At 74.4% G+C, this 20,122-nt stretch carries 19 protein-coding genes and 1 tRNA gene; 12 read left to right on the top strand and 8 right to left on the bottom strand.

Features of this window, described 5'->3' with window-relative positions:
- Positions 1-4: 4 nt before the first annotated feature.
- The 3 genes from H6H00_RS04495 to H6H00_RS04485 form a co-directional block, all read right to left on the bottom strand.
- Positions 5-607 carry an SAF domain-containing protein gene (locus H6H00_RS04495; protein WP_185720094.1) on the bottom strand — a complete coding sequence of 201 codons (603 nt, stop codon included), beginning with the start codon at positions 605-607 and terminating at the stop codon, positions 5-7.
- A gap of 81 nt (positions 608-688) precedes the next feature.
- On the bottom strand, positions 689-1,042 hold the full coding sequence (locus tag H6H00_RS04490; protein ID WP_185720093.1) for an FmdB family zinc ribbon protein: 354 nt from the start codon (positions 1,040-1,042) through the stop codon (positions 689-691).
- A 66-nt stretch (positions 1,043-1,108) separates the two neighbouring features.
- Complete coding sequence (locus H6H00_RS04485; RefSeq protein ID WP_185720092.1) at positions 1,109-1,717, bottom strand: 5-formyltetrahydrofolate cyclo-ligase; 609 nt, start codon at positions 1,715-1,717, stop codon at positions 1,109-1,111.
- A 36-nt stretch (positions 1,718-1,753) separates the two neighbouring features.
- Between H6H00_RS04485 and H6H00_RS04480 the strand changes: the two genes are divergently transcribed.
- From H6H00_RS04480 to H6H00_RS04450, 7 genes are all read left to right on the top strand, one after another.
- Positions 1,754-2,638, top strand: a complete 885-nt coding sequence (locus H6H00_RS04480; RefSeq protein WP_185720091.1) for a UTP--glucose-1-phosphate uridylyltransferase — start codon at positions 1,754-1,756, stop codon at positions 2,636-2,638.
- Positions 2,639-2,644: 6 nt separating this feature from the next.
- Entirely contained in the window at positions 2,645-3,871 is a 1,227-nt protein-coding gene (gene glp / locus H6H00_RS04475; protein ID WP_185720090.1) for a molybdotransferase-like divisome protein Glp, read from the top strand.
- 13 nt (positions 3,872-3,884) lie between these two features.
- Positions 3,885-4,544 carry a GNAT family N-acetyltransferase gene (locus H6H00_RS04470; protein WP_185720089.1) on the top strand — a complete coding sequence of 220 codons (660 nt, stop codon included), beginning with the start codon at positions 3,885-3,887 and terminating at the stop codon, positions 4,542-4,544.
- Between the two features lie 171 nt (positions 4,545-4,715).
- Positions 4,716-5,762: a divisome protein SepX/GlpR gene (gene sepX / locus H6H00_RS04465; protein WP_185720088.1), complete on the top strand. Its 1,047-nt coding sequence runs from the start codon at positions 4,716-4,718 to the stop codon at positions 5,760-5,762.
- Positions 5,763-5,802: 40 nt separating this feature from the next.
- Positions 5,803-5,878 (top strand) — tRNA-Ala (locus tag H6H00_RS04460).
- 154 nt (positions 5,879-6,032) lie between these two features.
- Entirely contained in the window at positions 6,033-7,640 is a 1,608-nt protein-coding gene (locus H6H00_RS04455) for a GGDEF domain-containing protein (protein WP_185720087.1), read from the top strand.
- 9 nt (positions 7,641-7,649) lie between these two features.
- Positions 7,650-8,210 carry a hypothetical protein gene (locus tag H6H00_RS04450; protein WP_185720086.1) on the top strand — a complete coding sequence of 187 codons (561 nt, stop codon included), beginning with the start codon at positions 7,650-7,652 and terminating at the stop codon, positions 8,208-8,210.
- Here H6H00_RS04450 and H6H00_RS04445 read toward each other — a convergent pair.
- Positions 8,207-9,769: a dolichyl-phosphate-mannose--protein mannosyltransferase gene (locus H6H00_RS04445; RefSeq protein ID WP_221775914.1), complete on the bottom strand. Its 1,563-nt coding sequence runs from the start codon at positions 9,767-9,769 to the stop codon at positions 8,207-8,209. The genes H6H00_RS04450 and H6H00_RS04445 overlap by 4 nt on opposite strands.
- A gap of 77 nt (positions 9,770-9,846) precedes the next feature.
- Here H6H00_RS04445 and rsmI point away from each other — a divergent pair, with 77 nt between their 5' ends.
- Positions 9,847-10,701, top strand: a complete 855-nt coding sequence (rsmI, locus tag H6H00_RS04440) for a 16S rRNA (cytidine(1402)-2'-O)-methyltransferase (RefSeq protein WP_185720084.1) — start codon at positions 9,847-9,849, stop codon at positions 10,699-10,701.
- Positions 10,702-10,915: 214 nt separating this feature from the next.
- Here rsmI and H6H00_RS04435 read toward each other — a convergent pair whose 3' ends face one another.
- Together H6H00_RS04435 and H6H00_RS04430 are read right to left on the bottom strand one after the other, a co-directional pair.
- Positions 10,916-12,112: a cation:proton antiporter gene (locus tag H6H00_RS04435; protein ID WP_185720083.1), complete on the bottom strand. Its 1,197-nt coding sequence runs from the start codon at positions 12,110-12,112 to the stop codon at positions 10,916-10,918.
- 3 nt (positions 12,113-12,115) lie between these two features.
- On the bottom strand, positions 12,116-12,592 hold the full coding sequence (locus H6H00_RS04430) for a cation:proton antiporter regulatory subunit (protein WP_185720082.1): 477 nt from the start codon (positions 12,590-12,592) through the stop codon (positions 12,116-12,118).
- A gap of 34 nt (positions 12,593-12,626) precedes the next feature.
- On the opposite strand from H6H00_RS04430, the gene zwf reads away from it, so the two are divergent.
- Both zwf and H6H00_RS04420 read left to right on the top strand, forming a co-directional pair.
- Positions 12,627-13,991, top strand: coding sequence for a glucose-6-phosphate dehydrogenase (gene zwf, locus H6H00_RS04425; protein WP_185720081.1), 1,365 nt, complete (start codon positions 12,627-12,629; stop codon positions 13,989-13,991).
- A complete protein-coding gene (locus tag H6H00_RS04420; RefSeq protein WP_221775789.1) occupies positions 13,988-15,766 on the top strand; it encodes a glycoside hydrolase family 15 protein in 1,779 nt (592 codons plus the stop codon). The genes zwf and H6H00_RS04420 overlap by 4 nt, the downstream gene beginning before the upstream one ends.
- A gap of 6 nt (positions 15,767-15,772) precedes the next feature.
- Here H6H00_RS04420 and H6H00_RS04415 read toward each other — a convergent pair whose 3' ends face one another.
- On the bottom strand, positions 15,773-16,306 hold the full coding sequence (locus tag H6H00_RS04415; RefSeq protein ID WP_185720079.1) for a CGNR zinc finger domain-containing protein: 534 nt from the start codon (positions 16,304-16,306) through the stop codon (positions 15,773-15,775).
- 38 nt (positions 16,307-16,344) lie between these two features.
- On the opposite strand from H6H00_RS04415, the gene H6H00_RS04410 reads away from it, so the two are divergent.
- Positions 16,345-17,328: an EamA family transporter gene (locus H6H00_RS04410; RefSeq protein ID WP_185720078.1), complete on the top strand. Its 984-nt coding sequence runs from the start codon at positions 16,345-16,347 to the stop codon at positions 17,326-17,328.
- Here the strand turns inward: H6H00_RS04410 and H6H00_RS04405 are convergent.
- Positions 17,305-17,718, bottom strand: a complete 414-nt coding sequence (locus H6H00_RS04405) for a hypothetical protein (RefSeq protein ID WP_185720077.1) — start codon at positions 17,716-17,718, stop codon at positions 17,305-17,307. The two genes, H6H00_RS04410 and H6H00_RS04405, sit on opposite strands and share 24 nt — an antisense overlap.
- A 219-nt stretch (positions 17,719-17,937) precedes the next feature.
- Here H6H00_RS04405 and H6H00_RS04400 point away from each other — a divergent pair, with 219 nt between their 5' ends.
- On the top strand, positions 17,938-20,112 hold the full coding sequence (locus tag H6H00_RS04400) for a glutamine synthetase III family protein (RefSeq protein ID WP_185720076.1): 2,175 nt from the start codon (positions 17,938-17,940) through the stop codon (positions 20,110-20,112).
- Positions 20,113-20,122: the final 10 nt, after the last annotated feature.

Here is a 20,122-nt window from a genome sequence, read left to right as displayed (position 1 = left end):
GAGATCAGCGGAGCGTAACCGCGACCTGGTCCGACAGGGCGGCAGCGGCGACCCGCGTGGCGAGGCCGCGCGGCATCGCGACCAGCACCAGCGGCCCGGGGAGGACGGTGACGACCTCCGCGTCGGAGGCCAGCACGAGCGGCTCGCCCGCCCGCTCGCCGAGCGTCACGACGTCGACGCGGCGGCCCGCGACCAGCAGCGGGGCGACGTCGGGGTCGGCGAGGCGGACCGGTACCGCGGCGGCGTCGCCGGGCAGTGCCGAGTCGCCGGTGAGCCGCGCGTCGGTGAGGGGCTCGCCCGCCCGCGCGGCGCCCACGAGCACCCGCCCGGCGGCGTCGGCGACGGCCGGCACCGCCCCTGCGGGCACGAGCTCGCGCGGCCACTCCCGGACGACGAGCGCGTCGGCGGCGAGCGTGGAACCGGCGGCGAGGTCGGACGCGGCGACGACGACCGGGGTGCCGCGGGCCTGCGGGGCGAGCGCCAGGGCCAGGGCCAGCACCGTGAGGAGGCCCGCCCCGGCGCGGCGCAGCAGCGCCGTGCGCCGCCAGCCCGGGGCCCCGAGCGGGGCGAGGAGGCGGGGGACGCGTCGCGGTGGGTCGTCGCTCATGCCGACGACGCTAGGGCGGCGTCAGGCCGGACGGGGATCGATCACGCCGCCTGTGGACGGAGCCACCGCGATGTGGACAACTCAGCTCTTGGCGGCTGCCGGTGCCGGGGAGCTCGTGGAGGATGTGGACGAGGACGAACCCGAGTCCTTCTTGGCGCCGGTGCTCTCCGACGACTTCTTCTCGCCGCCGCTCTTCTCACCGCTCGAGCCCTCGCTCGACGACGAGGCGGGCTTGGGGTCGCCGCCGGGCACGGCACCGGACCGGCTGTCGGTGCGGTAGAAGCCGCTGCCCTTGAACACGATCCCGACCGAGGAGAAGACCTTGCGCAACGCACCCGAGCACTCCGGGCACACGGTCAGCGACGCATCGGAGAACGACTGCACGGCCTCGAACCGGTGGTCGCAGGCGGTGCAGGCGTACTGGTAGGTGGGCACGCTCGTGGTCCTTCCCGGGACGTCTTGGCACTCTCGCGCACTGAGTGCCAGCATAACCCGCGATCGTCAGCCGTTCTTCCCGAGGAGCGTGTGCCCGGCGCGGGGGAGCAGCGCGGCCGACATCGGGTGGTCGTGCGGTTCGGCGGGCAGCGCGTCCACGAGTTCGTCGTCGTCGATCACGATCACGATCGGCACACCGGGGGTCACCAGCGGCAACGTGCGGTCGTAGTGGCCCTTCCCCCGGCCGAGGCGCACCCCGCCGCGGTCCGCGGCCAGCCCCGGCACGAGCACCAGCCGCGCCCGGGTGATCGCCGAGGGGCCCAGGCGCGGGCCTGACGGTTCGCGCAGGCCGATGGGTCCCGGGGCGAGCGAGCCGGGGCCGTCGTGGCGGGCCCAGTCCAGAGGGCCGGGGGCGCCCGGCACCACCGGCAGCAGCACCTCGTGCCCGGCGGCCCGCAGCGCGTCGACGCCGTCGGCGGACCAGGGCTCGGTGCCGATCGGCAGGTAGGCGCACACGGGACCGCCGGTGGCCGCGGCCAGGGCGAGCGCACCGCGGGTGAGGTCGGCGGCCCGCCGGGTCCGGACGGCCGGGTCGAGCGCCTTGCGAGCACGCAGGATCCGCTCCCGCCACACATCTTTGGAGGACTGGTCGTGATCGTCAGTGCGTGCCGTCACGCGGGCACGCTACCGGCGCGGATAAGGTTCGTGCCCATGACAGCGACGCCCTTCCGGTCGGCCGTGGTCCCCGCCGCAGGCCTGGGGACCCGGTTCCTGCCCACCACGAAGACCGTGCCCAAGGAGCTGTTGCCCGTCGTCGACACCCCGGGCATCGAGCTCGTCGCCGCCGAGGCGGCCGAGGCCGGTGCCGAGCAGCTGCTCATCGTCACCTCGCCGGGCAAGGACGCCGTCGCCGCGCACTTCGCCGACTCCTCCGAGCTGGAGAAGACCCTCGCCGCCCGCGGCAAGGAGAACCTGGTCGCGAAGGTGCGCCGGGCCCATGAGCTGCTCGACGTCCGCACCGTCACCCAGGACGAGCCGCTGGGGCTGGGTCACGCGATCGGCTGCGTCCGCGGCGCGCTGGCCGACGACGAGCAGGCGTTCGCGGTGCTGCTGCCCGACGACCTGGTGCTGCCCACCGGTGTCCTGAGCCGGATGGCCGCGGTGCGCGAGCAGTTCGGCGGGAGCGTGCTGTGCGCGTTCGACATCCCGCGCGAGGAGATCTCCGCCTACGGCGTCTTCGACGTCAGCGACACCGACGACCCGGACGTCAAGCAGGTCCACGGCATGGTCGAGAAGCCCGCCGCGGCCGACGCCCCGTCGACCTTCGCCGCGGCCGGGCGCTACCTGCTCGACGTCGCCGTGTTCGACGCGATCGACCGCATCACCCCCGGCGCCGGTGGCGAGCTGCAGATCACCGACGCGATCGCGCTGCTGATCTCCGAGGGCCACCCGGTCCACGTGGTCGTCCACCGCGGCGGCCGACACGACCTCGGCAACCCGGGCAGCTACGTCCGCGCGTTCGTCGACTTCGCCCTGGAGCACTCTGACTACGGCCCCGAGCTGCGCACCTGGCTGGCCGCGCGCCTGGCGGACTGAGCTCCCATGCGCACGGTCGACGAGCAGCTCACACGGATCCTCGACGGGGTGGTCCGCCCGGCACCCGTACGGGTGTCGATCTCCGAGGCATACGGCCTGCGGTGCGCCGAGGAGGTGGTCGTGTCGCGGCCGCTGCCCGGGTTCGACCAGGCCGCCGTCGACGGCTACGCGGTGCGCAGCGTCGACCTGGTCGGGGCGTCGGAGGCGGAGCCGGCGTCGCTGCCGGTGGTCGGGGAGATCCCGGCCGGGTCCCGGCAGCCGCTGCGCCTGCAGCCCGGTCAGGCCGTCCGCGTCACGGCGGGGGCCCCGCTGCCCACGCTCGCCGACGCGGTCGTCCCCCTGGGCTACACCGACGGCGGGTCCGCGCGGCTCGTCGCGACGCGGGGGGTGCCGTCCGCGGCGTTCGTCCGGCGCGTCGGGGAGGACGTGCAGCCCGGTGACGTGGCGGTGCGCCGCGACGCGATCGTCGGCCCGACGCAGGTGGGGCTGCTGGCCGCCGCGGGCCGCGACAAGCTGCTCGTGCACCCGCGGCCGCGGGTCTCGATCATCTCCGTCGGCGACGAGCTGGTCGACGTGGCCCGCACGCCGGGGGCCGGGCAGGTCGCCGACGTCTGCTCGCACGCGCTCTCGGCCGCCGCCCGCGACGCGGGGGCCGAGACGGGCAAGGCCGGGCTCGTCCGCGGCGACGCGCGCGAGATCGGCGCCGCGATGCAGGACCGGCTGCCGTTCAGCGACGTCATCGTGGTCTGCGGGGCGGCGGGCGGGCACGCGGGCGCGGAGGTGCACGCGGCGCTGTCGGGCCTCGGCGACCTCGACGCCACGCGCGTCGCCATGCATCCCGGCTCGACGCAGGCCTTCGGACGGCTCGGCCCCGACGGGGTGCCGACGTTCATCTTCCCGTCCCACCCGGCCACCGCCCTGCTGCTGTTCGAGGTGTTCGTGCGGCCGCTGCTGCGCACGGCGCTGGGCCGGCCCGATCCCTACCGGCGCACCATGACGGCCCGGCTCACGTCGCCGATCTCCTCGCGCCCCGGTCGGCGCGGCTACCTGCGCGCCCGCCTGCTGCGCGAGCAGGCCACCGGGGAGTACCTGGTGCAGCCCCTGGGCACCTCCGGCACGCACCTGCTGTCGTCGCTGGGGGAGTCCAACGGGCTGATCGTCGTGGGCGAGGACGTCACCGAGGCCACCGTCGACGAGGTCGTCACCGTCGCGTTCCTGCCCGCGCCCGCGTGATGGCCCGGCCCTGATGGCCGCCCCGTTCCCGGCCGGGGGGCGGCACCCGGGATGGCCCGCTCGCCTGGGGGCGCTGCGGGTCGGCGCCGGGGTGGTGGAGCTGCGTCCGGTGCGGCTGCTCGACGGCGCCGCGTGGTCGGCGCTGCGCCTGCGCGACGAGGCCCACCTCGCGCCGTGGGAACCGACGATGCCGGGCACGTGGGCGCAGCGGCACTCCTCGGCGGAGTGGCCCGGCCGCTGGATGCTGCTGCGCTCGGCGGCCCGCAAGGGCACCGCGCTGCCCTTCGCGATCACCCTCGACGGGCGCCTCGCCGGGCACGTCATGATCGGCAACGTCGTGCGCGAGCCGCTGCTGTCGGCGTACGTCGGCTACTGGTGCGACCGGGGCGTCACGGGGTCGGGGGTGACCACGGCGGCCGTCGCGCTCGCCGTCGACCACTGCCTGGGGCCGGCCGGGCTGCACCGCATCGAGGCGACCGTCCGGCCCGAGAACGTCGCCAGCCGCCGGGTGCTGGTCAAGCTGGGCTTCCGCGAGGAGGGGCTCTTCCGCCGCTACCTCGACGTCGACGGGGCCTGGCGCGACCACCTCTGCTTCGCGCTGACCGCCGAGGAGGTCCCGCCCGGCGGCCTGGCCGGCCGGTTGGTCTCATCGGGGCGCGCCGAACGCGCCTGATCACCCACACGAGTCACACGGGCCCCTGCCGACCCTGGGGTGAACCTCACGGTCACGGCGCGTCGTTGAGCGATTCCGCCGCCTTCCCTCACTACCGTGGTGTCCGGGAGCGATCTTCGGCCGCGGAGGGCCCTGGAGTCGCCCCTCGCGCCGACGGGGAGGAGGCTGCCAGTGCCCAGCTCGTTGATCTTCGTCGGGCTGGTCGTGCTCTGGTTGCTGATCCTCGTGCCGGCGGTGGCGCGACACCAGCAGGAGGTGGCCCGGCCCAGCTACGCCGCCCTCTCCGGGCGGGTGCTCGACCGGCCCCAGCGCCGGTACCGGATCCAGGAGGTGGACGACGTGGACGAGTCCGACGACGACGCACGCGGTTCGACGCGGCTCGAGGTGTCCTCGCGGATCCCCGCGGCCCGCACGGCCCCGCACGAGACCGACGACGTGGTGCCCGACGACGACCACGGGCCGGACGCGTACGAGGACCACGACGACGCCGAGGGCTACGACGCCGAGGGGTACGCCGAGGGGTACGCCGACGGATACGGCGCCGACGGGTACGACGACGGCTGGGAGCGCCCTGCCCCGCGCTACCGCCCCGGCCGCGGCGGTTTCGACCCGGAGGCCGCGGCGATCACCGCCCGCGCCCGCTACGCCTTCCGCCAGCGGGTGGTGCTGGGTCTGCTCGTCACCACGGGCCTGTCCGCCCTGATCGCCGTGATCGCCGTGCCCGCGCTGTGGTGGCTCACCGCCGTCGCCGGGATCGCGCTCGTCGGCTACCTGGTCTACCTGCGCCGGCAGGTCAAGATGGAGGAGGCGATCCGAGACCGCCGCGCCGCGCGCATGGCGGGCACCCGCCGTCCGCCCGCGGCCGAGGACCCCGAGCTCGACGAGTGGGCGCGCCGCGGCCAGGAGGCCGCCCGCCCGGCCGCCCGCGACGGCGACGGCCGCGAGGACGAGGTCGACGACGCCGACGACGAGCTCGACGAGGTCGTGCCCGCCGACGACGACCCGGACCGCGTCACCGGCACCGGCGAGCCGATCGGGCCGCTGCGCGTCACGGGCGCCGACGCGGCCGAGCAGCCCGCCCTCCCGCGCCTCACGCCGGCCCCGCCGCCCGCCGTCCCGGCCGGGACCACGGTCGTCGGCGACGACCTCGACGACCCGGCCCTGCACGATCTCGAGGGTCCCGTCCGCCCCGACTACCGCCGTGCGGCGGGCGAGTGAGCGGCTGGTAGGGTTTCTCAGGTCCGCCTCGGCGGGCACCGGGGCTGTGGCGCAATTGGTAGCGCGCTTCGTTCGCATCGAAGAGGTCAGGGGTTCGATTCCCCTCAGCTCCACCACCGAACGGCCTGGTCGGGGTGCATCCGCATCCACCGACCAGGCCGTTTCGTCGTCTCGGCCGCCGCGCGGCAGCGCCGCAGGCCCGTGGTGGGCGGTCGGGGCCGAGCGCCGCCCTCGCTTGGTCCGGCGGCGGGCCTGTGCCACGGTCTGCGCATGACGGCAGCGGAGGGCGGGCCGGTGGCCGCGCGGTGGCTGGAGGCGCTGCTCGCGCTCGCCCGGACCGGGCGGGACCGGTCGGTGTCCGACACGCTCGTCGCGGTGGCCGACACCGTGCAGTCGGTGCTCGGGTACGGCGCCGTCGCGGTGAACGTGTACCGCCCGGCGTGGCACGACTACGAGGTCGTCCTGGTGCTCGGTGACGCCGACGCGCGCGCCGCCCTGATGTACACCACCAACTCCTACGAGGTGCTGCACGAGGAGCTGCTGCGGCCGGAGTTCGAGCTCCTCCCGGGGGTCTACTTCCTGACCGGGGGCGACGCGGTGTGGGACGACCTGGGGACCACCTACACCCCGACGTCGCCCGCGTCCGGGGACTGGCAGCCCGAGGACGGCCTGATCATGGCGCTGCGGTCCCCGTCGGGGGAGCCGTTGGGCCTGCTGTCGGTGGACCAGCCGGCCTCCGGGTGCCGACCCACCGACGCGGAGCTGCAGATGCTGGTCGCCGTGAGCGCCCACGCCGCGCTCGCGCTCGACACGGCCCAGCGCAACCGGGCGGCCGCGCGCCACCGCGACGTGCTGATGGCCCTGGCCGGGTTCTCGGCCCGCCTCGGGGCCCGCACGAGCGACGCCGCCGTGCTCGACGGGGTCTGCGCCGTCGCGACGCAGGCGTTCGGGTTCGGCTCGGTGACGGCGTACGTGTGCCGGGGGGAGTGGCTGGTCCCGGTGGCCGGCCGCGCCCGCACGACCCGCATCCCGCTGCAGTCGGTGCTGGCGGCGCTCGACCGGCCGGGTCCGTCCGCCGACGCCGGGTGCCGGACGGTGGAGCGGGCCTGGTTCCTCCGGACCCACGAGCGCCCGGCGGAGCGCGGGCGCCGGGGATCGCGGGCCTGGAGCCACGACTGGCTGCTGGTGCCGCTGCGCGGGCCCGGCGGCCTGCTCGTCGGGCTGCTGGTCCTCGACGACCCGGAGGACGGGCTGCGTCCCGACGCCCAGACCGAGCGGGAGCTGCTGCTGCTCGCCGACCAGGCCACGGCGGCCCTCGCGGTCGCGCGGCACCGCTCGGAGCTGGAGCATCAGGCCCACCACGACGCGCTCACCGGGCTGCGGAACCGCCGCGACCTGGAGGCGGTGCTCGACGACCTGGCCCGGCACCCGGAGGGGATCGCGGTCGTGCTGTGCGACCTGGACCACTTCAAGTCGATCAACGACCGGTTCGGCCACGCCGTGGGGGACCGGGTGCTGAGCCGGGTGGGCGAGCTGCTGCGCGAGCACGCCGGGATCGGCGACGTCGCCGTCCGCCTCGGTGGCGAGGAGTTCTGCCTCCTGCTCCCCGGGACCGACGACGCCGGTGCGCGAGCCGCGGCCGAGCGGCTCCGCGCGGCCACCCCGGCCCGTCTCGCCGACCTCGTCGACGGCCAGACGATGTCGGTCGGCGTGGCTGCGGCGGAGGTGGTCGGGGGTGGGGGAGAGGCGCTGCTGCGCGCGGCCGACGCCGCGCTGTACGCCGCGAAGCGGGCCGGTCGCGACTGCAGCTTCGCCGCGCGGGCCGGGGGCCGCGCCGAACGGGTCCTGCGTGGTCCCGCCCCCGTGCCCCCGCTCTAGCCTCCCCGGATGACCACCCTGCGCCGTGCCGCCGTCCTCGCGGCGTGCGCGATCCTCGCCGCCCTCCTCGCCGGGCTCGCCGTGCTCGACCCGTTCCACCTCCGCCACGTGCAGTGGTTCGTCGCCGGGACGGTGCTGCTGACGATCGTGCTGGTCACCGCGGCGCTGGCCGTCGCGGTGCGGGTGTTCGCGCTCCGGCTGCTCGTGCTGGTGGTGGGCGGGATCCTCGCGGTCGGGTGGGGGCTCACGGCCTGGCTCGCGATCGGCCTGGACGACCCGCGCTCGGCCGTCGTGGAGGTGGCGTCGGGGGACCGGCGGCTGGTGGTGCAGGAGGGCGCGGCGTTCACGATCGACCCGGTGTTCCGGGTCGTGCTGCGCGCGGGCGCGGGCCCGTTCGAGCAGGAGTCGCTGGTGTGGCAGGGCGACCCCGAGGGCGCGGGGCCCGGCGGGGTCGCGTTCCGCGGCGTCGACGAGGTGGAGGTCCGGACCGGCGGCTGCGTGCTGGTCTCGCGGATCGAGCCGGTGACGCTGGCCGTCGATCCGGTGCACCGCGGGACCGCGGGCTGCTAGCCCTTCGCCCGCCAGGACGGCAGCCAGAGCTGGGCGTCCCACATCTCCTGGGTGATCGGCAGGCCGTTCATGATCGGCCACATCCAGGCGAAGTTGGCGACGACCAGCCCGACCCACAGCCCGACGAGCAGGATCCCGGTCTGCCGGCGCTCGCGCGGGGCGTCGGCCCGGCCGAGGATCTCGCCCATCACCAGCACCGTGCCCAGCACCAGGAACGGCACGACCGGCGCCATGTAGAAGAAGTACATCTGGCGGTCGATGTTGAGGAACCACGGGACGATGCCCGCCCCGTACCCGACCAGCACGGCGGCGTAGCGCCAGTCGTGGCGGGTCGCGACGCGCCAGATCGCGAACCCCAGCACGCCGAACGCGGGCCACCACAGCGCCGGGGTGCCGACGAGCATGACGGCGCTGACGCAGTCGTTCGTGCCGCAGCCGACGACCTGCTCGCCGGAGGCGAAGTAGTAGAGCATCGGCCGCAGCCCCATCGGCCACGTCCACGGCTTCGACTCCCACGGGTGCTCGCCGCTGACGGCGGTGGTGAGACCGGCGTGGAAGTCCAGGACGTGGCCGCTGTAGAAGACGAGCGCGCGCAGCGCCCCGGGCAGGAACGACGGCCCGCCGGTGGCGTACCGGTCGATCGCGGTCTCGCTGCCGAACCACGCCCACCAGCCCGACAGGTACGCCAGCACCGGGACCAGGGCCAGCGCCCACAGCGCGGGGGCGAGATCGCGGACGATCGTGCCCTTGACCGGCCGCTCGACGCCCGCGGAGCGCCGCGCGGTGAGGTCCCAGAGCACCGCGAGCACGGCGAACGCGGCCAGCCAGTACAGGCCCGACCACTTGACCGCGCAGCCCAGCCCGAGCAGCACCCCGGTGGCCAGGCGCCACCAGCGCCAGCCCAGCCGCGGCCCGTACGGGGTGTCGCCGATCCGGCCCTGGGCGACGACGAGGGCCATCCGCTCGCGCACGTCGTCGCGGTCGCGGACCAGGGTGGCGAACGCGGCGAGCACGAACAGGGCGGCGAAGGCGTCGAGCATGCCCATCCGCGACTGCACGTGCGAGAGCCCGTCGCAGATCAGGAGCACGCCCGCGACGGCGCCGAGCAGCGTCGAGCGGGTGAGCCGCCGCGCGACCCGCACGATGATCAGGACCGCGAGCACGCCGGTGAACGCGGCCGACGCCCGCCAGCCGAACCCGTCGTAGCCGAACAGCAGCTCGCCGATCGCGATGAGCTGCTTGCCCAGCGGCGGGTGCACGATCAGCTCGAAGCCGGGGTTGTCCTCGACGCCGCCGTTGCGCAGCATCTGCCAGGCCTGCGGCACGTAGTGCTTCTCGTCGAAGACCGGGGTGCCGCCGTCGGTGACGCGGCCCAGGTCGACGAACCGCACGACGAGCGCGACCAGCGCCAGCCCGATCGCGACGACCCAGCCGCGGACGCGGTCGGTCGGCGGCGGGGCCCCGAGGAGCGCCGGGGTGACCGGTGGCGCGGGGGACAGCGGGGGCTCCGGGCCGAGCGGACGGCTGCCCGGCGTGGGCGCCCGGTCGTCGACCGGCACCGTCGCGACGCGGGGGCGCGCGGCGAGGGAGCGGTCGGTCACCCGGCAGATGGTAGGCCGCTCGTAGGGTGGGCCACATGTCGACCGACGCCGGGGCCCCCGGGATGCTGCTCGTGGCGGCCACCCCGCTCGGTGACGCGCGCGACGCGTCGGCCCGGCTCGTCGACGCGATCGGCCGCGCCGACGTCGTCGCGGCGGAGGACACGCGGCGCTTCCGGTCGCTCGCCGCGGCACTCGGCGTCACCGTCACCGGGAAGGTGATCAGCCACTACGACGCCGTCGAGGCGGCCCGGCTGCCCGGCCTGCTCGACGACGTGCGCGGCGGCCGCACCGTGCTGCTCGTCTCCGACGCCGGGATGCCCGCGGTGTCGGACCCCGGCTACCGGCTCGTCGCCGCGGCCGCCGCCGAGGACCTGCCGGTGACCTGCCTGCCCGGCCCGTCGGCGGTCACGACGGCGCTCGTGCTGTCCGGCCTGCCCGTGGAGCGGTTCTGCTTCGAGGGCTTCGCGCCGCGCCGGGGCGGGGAGCGGACGCGGTGGCTGCAGACCCTTGCCGCCGAGCCGCGCGCCACGGTGTTCTTCGAGTCGCCGCACCGCCTGGCCGACACCCTCGCCGCCGCCGTCACCGTCCTCGGCGCCGACCGGCGCGCCGCGGTGTGCCGGGAGCTGACGAAGAAGCACGAGGAGGTCCTGCGCGGGCCGCTGGCCGAGCTGGCCGCGTGGGCGCGGGAGGGCCCGGTGCGCGGTGAGATCACGGTGGTGCTGGCCGGGGCCGCGCCGACGACCGCGCCGCCCGTGGAGTCGCTCGTCGACGCCGTCGCCGAGCGGGTGGCCGACGGCGAGCGCCTCAAGGACGCCGTCGCCGCGGTGGCCGGGGCGGCCGGGGTGGGCAAGCGCGACCTCTACGAGGCGGCCCTCGCCGCCCGCGACTGACCCCACCCCCGCGAGTTTTCCGCCGGGGCACGGCGTCTTTGCCGATCGCGTCCGGGGATGAGGGCGTCATCGGCGGACTCACCGGGTGGGGGCGGCCAACTCGCCGGGCGTAGGCCACAAACTCGCCGGGTGGGGGCGGCAAACTCGCGGGGCGCAGGCGGCAGACTCGCCGGGTGGGGGCGGCAAACTCGCCGGGTGGGGGCGGAGCGGGGGGTCAGGGGCCCGTGGCCGGGACCGCCGCGACCGGGGCCGGACTGCGGCGGAGCCTCCGCACCACCGGTTCCACCACCCGGGCCGCGACCGGACCGATGACGGCCATCAGCAGGACGTAGGTCGTGGCGAGGGCGGCGAGCCGGTCGTCGACGGCCGCGTAGCTCACGGCCAGTCCCGCGATGACGATCGAGAACTCCCCGCGGGCCACGAGCGCGGCCCCGGCCCGGGCCCGGCCGAGCGGCCCGATGCCCTGTCTCCGCGCCGCCCACCAGCCCGTCGCGATCTTCGTGGCGGTGGTGGAGACGGCGAGCACGACGGCCCAGCCCAGCATCGGAGGGATCGACGCCGGGTCGGTGTTGAGGCCGAACACGACGAAGAACACGGCGGCGAACAGGTCGCGCAGCGGCTCCAGCAGCTTGGTGGCGTTCTCCGCGGTGGACCCGGAGATCGCGATGCCGAGCAGGAACGCCCCGACGGCCGCGGAGACCTGCATGGCCTGCGCGAACCCGGCGACGAGCAGGGCGAGTCCGAGCACCTTGAGGAGGAAGACCTCGCGGTCGGGGGAGTCGACGAGCGCGGAGACGTAGCGGCCGTAGCGCAGCGCCACCAGCAGCACGACGGCGAGCACCGCCACCGACACCGCGACCGCCGTGAGCCCGCCGACGAGCGACACCCCGATCAGCACCGCGGTGAGGATCGGCAGGTAGACGGCCATCACGAGGTCCTCGAACACGAGGATCGACAGCACCACCGGGGTCTCGCGGTTGCCGAGGCGGCCGAGGTCGCCGAGGACCTTCGCGATGATCCCGGACGAGGAGATGTAGGTGACGCCGCCGAGCACCAGCGCCCCGACCGGGCCCCAGCCCAGGATCAGCGCGACGGCGACGCCCGGCGCGGCGTTGAGCACGATGTCGAGCAGCCCCGCCGTCCACGACCGCTTGAGCCCGGTGACGAGCTCGGCCGCGGAGTACTCCAGCCCGAGCAGCAGGAGCAGCAGCACGACGCCGACCTCGCCCGCGAGGCTCGTGAACTCCTCGATGCCGCCCAGCGGAATGATCCCGCCGTTGCCGAACGCCAGCCCGCCGATCAGGTAGAGCGGGATCGGGGAGAGCCCGATCCGGCCCGCGAGCCGGCCCAGCAGCCCGAGCACGAAGAACACCGCACCCAGCTCGAGCAGGTGCAGGGCCGATTCCTCCACGCGTCAGCCCTTCTTCAGGATCGCGACGGCGTTGTCGAGCCCTTCGGTCGTGCCGACGGTGACCATGAGGTCGCCCGCGGTCAGCGTGAAGTCGGGGGTGGGCGAGGGGTGGACCTGGCCCGCGCGCATCACCGCGACGACGGACACCCCGGTGCGCGTGCGCAGGGCGGTGTCGCCCAGCGTGCGCCCGTCGAACGGCGGCCCGACCGGGATCTGCCGGGTGTGGATCCCCGGCAGCTCCCGGTGCTCGTCGGTGAGCTGGGCGACGAGCTGCGGCCCGCCGAGCAGGTTGGCCAGCGCCCCGGCCTCGTCGGGCGCGAGCGGGACCTCGGCGAGCGAGGCGTCCGGGTCGTCGACGTGGGAGATGATCAGCTCGATCTGGCCGTCGCGATGGGAGACGACGCCGACGCGCCGTCCGTTGCGCAGCGCGAAGTCCTTGCGTACACCGATGCCTGGGAGCGGCGTCACCTCTACGTTCACGTGTCCACGGTAGCCGTAGCGGGTAGCTGGTCCCATGACGTCACCCCACGTCCTGGTCCTGTTCGGCGCGTCCGGCGACCTGGCGAAGCGCAAGTTGTTCCCGGGCCTGTTCCGCCTGCACCGCGCCGGGCTCCTGCCCGAGGTACGGATCATCGGAACCGGCCGGCACTCGCCCGGCTCCGACGAGGAGTTCCGCTCGTCCGTCGCCCCCGAGGACGGGGGCGAGGAGTGGGCGGAGTTCGCGTCCGGGATCCGGTTCGTCGTGTCCTCGGCCGACGACGGTGACGACCTCGCCGCCGCGGTGGCCGAGGCCGAGAAGGACCTGGGCGGGGACGACGTCCGGCGGCTGCTGTACCTGTCGGTCCCCCCGTCGGCGATGGAACCCATGATCGCGATGCTCGACTCGACGGGTCTCGCCGAACGCGCCCATCTCGTCCTGGAGAAGCCGTTCGGCAGCGACCTGGCCTCGGCGAAGGCGCTCAACGCGGCGGTGCTGGGCACCTTCGGCGAGGACGACGTCTTCCGCATCGACCACTTCCTGGGCAAGGAGGCGGTGCAGAACATCCTCGCGCTGCGCTTCGCCAACGGGCTCATGGAGCCGATCTGGAACGCCCAGCACGTCGCCTACGTGCAGATCGACGTGCCGGAGGAGATCGGGATCGAGGGCCGGGCGTCGTTCATGGAGTCGACGGGCACGTTCCGCGACATGATCTCCACGCACCTGTTCCAGCTGCTCGGGTTCGTCGCGCTGGAGCCGCCCGTCGTCCTCGACGCCGACGCGCTGCACGAGGAGAAGGCCAAGGTCTTCCGCGCGATCCGGCCGCTGGATCCCGAGCGCGTCGTGTTCGGCCAGTACGCGGGCTACCGCGACGAGGAGGGCGTCGACGACGACTCCGACGTCGAGACGTTCGTCGCGATCGAGGCCCACATCGACAACTGGCGCTGGAAGGGCGTGCCGTTCCTGCTGCGCACCGGCAAGTCGATGGGCGCCACCCGGCGGACGATCACGCTCGGCTTCCGGGAGCCGCCGCTGGCGATGTTCGCGGGCGAGACCGACGGCGCCCCGAACGAGCTGGTGCTGGAGCTGACCGACGAGCCGCGCATCTCCCTCGACATCCGCACCAAGACGCCCGGGCCCGAGCTCGCGCTGGAGGCCCACACGCTGTCGCTGCGGTTCGGCGGCGAGGACTCGCTGGAGGCCTACGAGAAGCTCCTCCTCGACGCGATGGCGGGCGACCACACGCTGTTCACCAGCACGCGCGAGGTGGAGCGGCTCTGGGAGCTGTGCGACCCGGTGCTCGCCGACCCGCCGCCGGTGCACCGCTACGAGCAGGGGTCGTGGGGGCCGCAGGAGGCGCTCGACCTGGCCGGCGAGCGCGGTTGGCGGCTGCCCGGGTGAGCTACCTCCCGATCGCCGAGCACGGCCTCATCGGCGACCTGCGCTCGGCCGCGCTCGTCGGCACCGACGGCACCGTCGACTGGTTCTGCCCCGGCCGCTTCGACGCGCCCAGCGCGTTCGCCGCCGTGCTCGACGCCGAGGGCGGCGGGCACTGGGCGATGGCGCCGACCTGTGAGGTCGCCTCGCGCAGCCAGTTCTACTACCCGGACTCCGCCGTGCTCGTCACGCGCTTCCTCACCGAGCACGGCATCGTCGAGGTGCAGGACTTCATGCCCGTCGGGGACGGGCCGCAGCGGCTGGTGCGGCGCGTGCTGAACGTGCGGGGCGAGGTCGGGATGCGGACCGAGATCGTGCCCCGCCCGGGGTACGCGCGCGAGCGGGCCGCGGCCAAGGCGGTGCCGGGCGGGGTCCTGTTCACCGGCGAGGACCTGACGCTCGCTGTCGGCAGCTCCGTCGGGCTGGCCACGGGCGACGCCGACGCGTCCGCCGAGTTCGACCTCGCGGCGGGGGAGAGCGCGCTGTTCGTGCTCGCCGTCGGGGACCCCTCCGACGACGTGCCGGACGACCTCGCGCCGTCCGACGTCGACGCGCTGTTCGACGCCACCCTGCGGTTCTGGCGCGACTGGCTCACCAGCTCGACCTACACCGGGCGCTGGCGCGAGATGGTGCACCGCTCGGCGATCACGCTTAAGCTGCTGACCCACGAACCGACCGGCGCGATCGTCGCCGCCCCGACGATGGGGCTGCCCGAGGAGCTCGGCGGCGAGCGCAACTGGGACTACCGCTACGTGTGGCTGCGCGACGCCGCCTTCTCCCTCTACGCGCTGCTGCGCTTGGGGTTCACGCGCGAGGCGGGCGCGTTCGTCGGGTGGCTGACCGACCGCTTCGCCGAGCCGCGCGACGACGAGAGCGGCCCGCTGCGCGTCATGTACACCATCGACGGCGACCCGCCGCCCGCCGAGGTCGAGCTGGAGCACCTGTCCGGCTACCGCGGCTCGACGCCGGTGCTGGTCGGCAACGGGGCGGGCGACCAGCTCCAGCTCGACGTCTACGGCGAGATCATCGACTCGGTCTACCTCTACGACAAGTACGGCGCCGGGATCTCCCACGACGACTGGCAGAACCTCTGCGGGGCCATCGACTGGCTGCGCGAGCACTGGGACCGGCCCGACGAGGGCATCTGGGAGACCCGCGGCGGCCGCGGCGACCACGTCTACTCGCGGCTGATGTGCTGGGTCGCGCTGGAGCGGATGATCCGGATGGCCCGCCGCCGCGGCCTGCCCGGCGACCTCTCCGGCTGGACCACCACCCGCGACGAGATCTACCACCAGATCATGGACCGCGGCTGGGACGCCGAGCGCGGCTCGTTCGTGCAGCGCTACGACGCGACCACGCTCGACGCGTCGGTGCTGCTCATGCCCATGGTGAAGTTCGTGGCGCCGACCGAGCCGCGGTTCCTCTCGACGCTGCGCGCGATCGAGGAGGAGCTCGTCGTCGACACCCTGGTCTTCCGCTACGACGCCCCGGACGGCATCGACGGCGACGAGGGCACGTTCTCGATGTGCTCGTTCTGGTACGTCGAGGCGCTCACCCGCGCCGGCCGGCTCCCCGAGGCTCGGGTCGCGCTGGAAAAGATGTTCACCTACGCCAACCACCTCGGGCTCTACGCCGAGGAGATCGGCCTGACCGGGGACCAGCTCGGCAACTTCCCCCAGGCCTTCACCCACCTGTCGCTGATCAGCGCGGCGATCAACCTGGACCGCGCGCTGGGCTGAGGCGGGTCAGCCGGAGCGCCGGGCCCGGTACGCCGCCGCGGCCACGCGGTTGGTGCAGGCCGTGCTGCAGAAGCGCCGCGAGCGGTTGCGGGACAGGTCGAGTACCACGCCGTCGCAGGTGTCGTCGGCGCAGATCGAGAGCCGACCCAGCTCGTCGGCGCGGATGACGTCGACCATCGCCATCGCCGTCTCCACGGCGATCTGGTCGGCCAGCGGGGCGGCCGGGTCGGTGACGTGCAGGTGGTAGTCCCAGCCGTCGTGGCGCACGAGCCGCGGGCGGACGTCGCGCTCGGCCAGCGTCCGGTTGACCAGCCGCACCGCGGTGTCCCGGTCGGCGGTGAGCAGCTCGCGCAGCGGACCGCGCAGCGCCCGGACCGCCGCCAGCTCGGCCGCGTCGCCGTCGTGGGTGCCGGTGTAGGAGAACTCCGCGTAGAACGCGTCGAGCTGGGCGACCGTGGTCAGCGTGTCGGGTTCCAGCGCGGAGTTGGCAAGGACGACCGCGGCCTGCAGCGACGCGTTCGTGTCATGAGCGAAGACCACGTTGACACCTTACGGCACGGACCCTAGCGTCATGACCCATGACGACGTTGGCACCTGACAGTTCGGCGCGGCTCACCTCCGGACTGGGGCTCGCCGTCGTGTCCGCGGCATCGTTCGGGCTCTCCGGCCCGCTGGCCCGCGGGCTGATGGACGCGGGCTGGTCGGCCGCCGCGGCGGTAGCCGTCCGGGTGCTGCTGGCGGCGGCCGTGCTCGTGCCCGTCGCGGTGCGGCAGCTGCGCGGGCGCTGGGCGCCGGTGCGGCGCAACGTCGGGCTGATCGTCGGGTTCGGCCTGCTCGCCGTCGCGGGCTGCCAGCTCGCCTACTTCAACGCGGTGGCGCACATGGAGGTCGGGGTCGCGCTGCTCATCGAGTACACCGCGCCCGTCGCGGTCGTGCTGTGGCTCTGGCTGCGCCAGGGGCAGCGCCCGGGCCGGCTGACGGCGCTGGGCGCGGTCCTCGGGGCCGCCGGGCTGGTGCTCGTGCTCGACGTGCTGTCCGGGGCCGACGTGAGCGTCGTCGGCGTGCTGTGGGCGCTGGGGGCGATGGTCGGGGCGGCGTCGTACTTCGTGCTCTCCTCGCGCGACGTCGAGGGACTCCCCCCGGTCGTGCTCGCCGCGGGCGGGCTGCTGGTCGGCGGCGGCACCCTGCTGCTGGCGGGGGCGGTGGGGATCCTGCCGTTCGCGGTGACGGCGGCGCCGGTCGCGTTCAGCGGGTTCGCCGTGCCGTGGTGGCTGCCGGTGGCCGCGCTCGGCCTGGTCACCGCCGCGCTCGCCTACGTCAGCGGCATCGCCGCCACCCGCAGGCTCGGGTCCCGGCTCGCGTCCTTCGTCGCGCTGGGCGAGGTGCTCGCCGCGCTGGCCTGCGCGTGGATCCTGCTGGCCGAGGCACCGTCCGGGATCCAGCTGCTCGGCGGCCTGCTCGTCCTGGGCGGGGTCGTCGTGGTCAGGGCGGGGGAGGCGCGGACGGCCGCGGCGCCCCTCGCCCCGGCGCCCGTCGCGTCAGCGCCCGCTCCGCCGGCGTGACGGCCCCGCCAGCCGGGCGGCGTGCCAGGCCAGCGCCTCGACCTCGTCGAAGTAGAGGTCGAGGCGGTGCCGGTGCACCGCGACCGGGTGGCGGGTGGTGGCCCGCCGGGCGTAGAGGTCGGCGAGCACCGGTTCGGGGAGCCCGGCGAGCCGCGCGAGCTCCGCGCGGCTGACGAGCGTGCGGCCGTTGCGCACGATCCGGGCCGGTGCGGGGGCGGGATGGAGCTGGGCGTGGACCCAGGCGAGCAGCGTGGCCTCGTCGAAGTACCGGCGCCTGCCCACCGCGGCGACCGGCGGCGGGTGCCCGTTGCGGTCCCGGTCGCGGTACCAGGCCTCCCCGGTCGGCGCGGGCACGCCGAGGCGGCGCAGCAGCTCCGTCCGCGTGGTCACGATCCGTCCGTCGTGGAGGCGGCGGTCCGGTGACGACACGGTCACGACACTAGGGCGGTCGCCGGTCCCGATCGGCCGATCGGCGAAAGCGGCACGGGGAATTGACCTGGCGCACGCCGGTGTCACCGCGACGAAACACCACCGGCACGCCGGATTCGTAGCGTCGACCGGCCGAGCTCGTGCGCGGCCGTGGAGCGAGCCGATCGAAGGGCCGGGAAAATGAGTGGAAACACCGTCCGTCTGCAGGCGATCAAGGACGTCGAGGCCTACGTCCCGCCGACGATCAGCCACGCCGGGGAGGCCCCGGGCGAGGTGTTCGGCGAGAACGTGTTCAACAAGGCCGTGATGCAGAAGCGGCTGCCGAAGTCGGTGTTCCGGTCGGTCATGGCCACCATCGAGCGCGGTGCCCGGCTCGACCCCCTGGTCGCCGACGCCGTCGCGTCGGCGATGAAGGACTGGGCCCTGGAGAAGGGCGCCACCCACTACGCGCACGTCTTCTACCCGCTGACCGGGCTGACCGCGGAGAAGCACGACAGCTTCCTGGAGCCCGTGTCGGACGGCTCGGCGCTCGCCGAGTTCGCCGGGAAGACCCTCGTCCAGGGCGAGCCGGACGCGTCCAGCTTCCCCAGCGGCGGGCTGCGCAACACGTTCGAGGCCCGCGGCTACACCGGCTGGGACGTCACCAGCCCGGCGTACGTCCTGGAGAACCCGAACGGCAACACGCTGTGCATCCCGACGGTGTTCGTGTCGATGACCGGCGAGGCGCTCGACCACAAGACGCCGCTGCTGCGCTCGCAGCAGGCGATGGGCGTGCACGCCGAGCGCGTCCTGAAGCTGTTCGGGCACGAGCAGCCGGGCCACATCGTGTCGTTCTGCGGCCCGGAGCAGGAGTACTTCCTGGTCGACCGGCACTTCTTCCTGGCCCGGCCCGACCTGCTCAACGCCGGCCGCACCCTGTTCGGCGCGAAGCCGCCGAAGGGGCAGGAGTTCGACGACCACTACTTCGGCGCCATCCCCGAGCGGGTCCTCGGGTTCATGATGGACACCGAGCGGGAGCTGTTCAAGCTCGGCATCCCGGCGAAGACGCGGCACAACGAGGTCGCGCCCGGGCAGTTCGAGATCGCGCCGATGTTCGAGCGCGCCAACGTCGCGGCCGACCACCAGCAGCTGCTCATGACGACGTTCAAGACCATCGCGAAGAAGCACGGGATGGAGTGCCTGTTCCACGAGAAGCCGTTCGAGGGCGTCAACGGGTCGGGCAAGCACGTCAACTTCTCGCTCGGCAACGCCGACCTGGGCAGCCTGCTCGTCCCCGGGGACACCCCGCACGAGAACGCCCAGTTCCTGGTGTTCTGCGCGGCCGTGATCCGCGCGGTGCACAAGTACTCGGGCCTGCTGCGGGCGTCGGTGGCGTCGGCGACGAACGACCACCGCCTCGGCGCGAACGAGGCACCGCCCGCGATCATCTCGATCTTCCTGGGTGACCAGCTCGCGGACGTGTTCGACCAGATCGCCAAGGGCCGCGCCACGTCGTCGAAGAGCAAGGGGACGATGGTGATCGGCGTCGACACCCTGCCCGTGCTGCCGACCGACCCCGGCGACCGCAACCGCACCAGCCCGTTCGCGTTCACCGGCAACCGGTTCGAGTTCCGCGCCCCGGGCTCCATGCAGACGGTCGCGGGGCCGATGGTCACGATCAACACGATCATGGCCGAGGCGCTCGACCACTGCGCCACCGAGCTGGAGACCGCGGTGGCGGCGGGCACCGACTTCGACACCGCGGTGCAGGACCTGCTCACCGAGATCATCGCCACGCACGGCGCGGTCGTGTTCAACGGCGACGGGTACTCCGACAAGTGGCAGGTCGAGGCGGCCGAGCGCGGGCTGCCGAACCTGCGCACCACCCTCGACGCCCTGCCGGAGCTGATCGCCGCGCCCGCGATGGAGCTGTTCGAGCGCTACGGCGTGTTCAACCACCGGGAGATGCACAGCCGCTACGAGGTCGGGCTGGAGCAGTACGCGCTGACCGTCGGCGTCGAGGCGCGGATCACGCTGGAGGTCGGGTCGACGTCGATCCTCCCGGCGGCGGTGCGCCACCAGACGGAGCTGGCGGTCAACCTCGGGGCGCTGCGGTCGGCAGGGGTGGAGGCCGACGCGTCCGCGCTCGCGGAGGTCACCGGCCCGCTCACCGCCCTGCGCTCCGCGCTCGCGACGCTGAAGGCCGCGCTGGCGGCCGAGCCGGGGGAGACCGCGCTCGACGAGGCCGAGCACGCCCGCGACGAGCTGCTCCCGGCGATGGCGGCGGTCCGCGAGGCCGCGGACGTGCTCGAGGGCGTCGTCGCCGACGACCTGTGGCCGCTGCCGACCTACCAGGAGATGCTCTACATCCTCTAGCCGTCCCGGC

It is taken from the genome of Pseudonocardia petroleophila, from assembly GCF_014235185.1.
GTDB lineage: Bacteria > Actinomycetota > Actinomycetes > Mycobacteriales > Pseudonocardiaceae > Pseudonocardia > Pseudonocardia petroleophila.
Note: the sequence above shows the minus strand (reverse complement) of the source record. Positions and strands in the feature narration are given on the sequence as shown.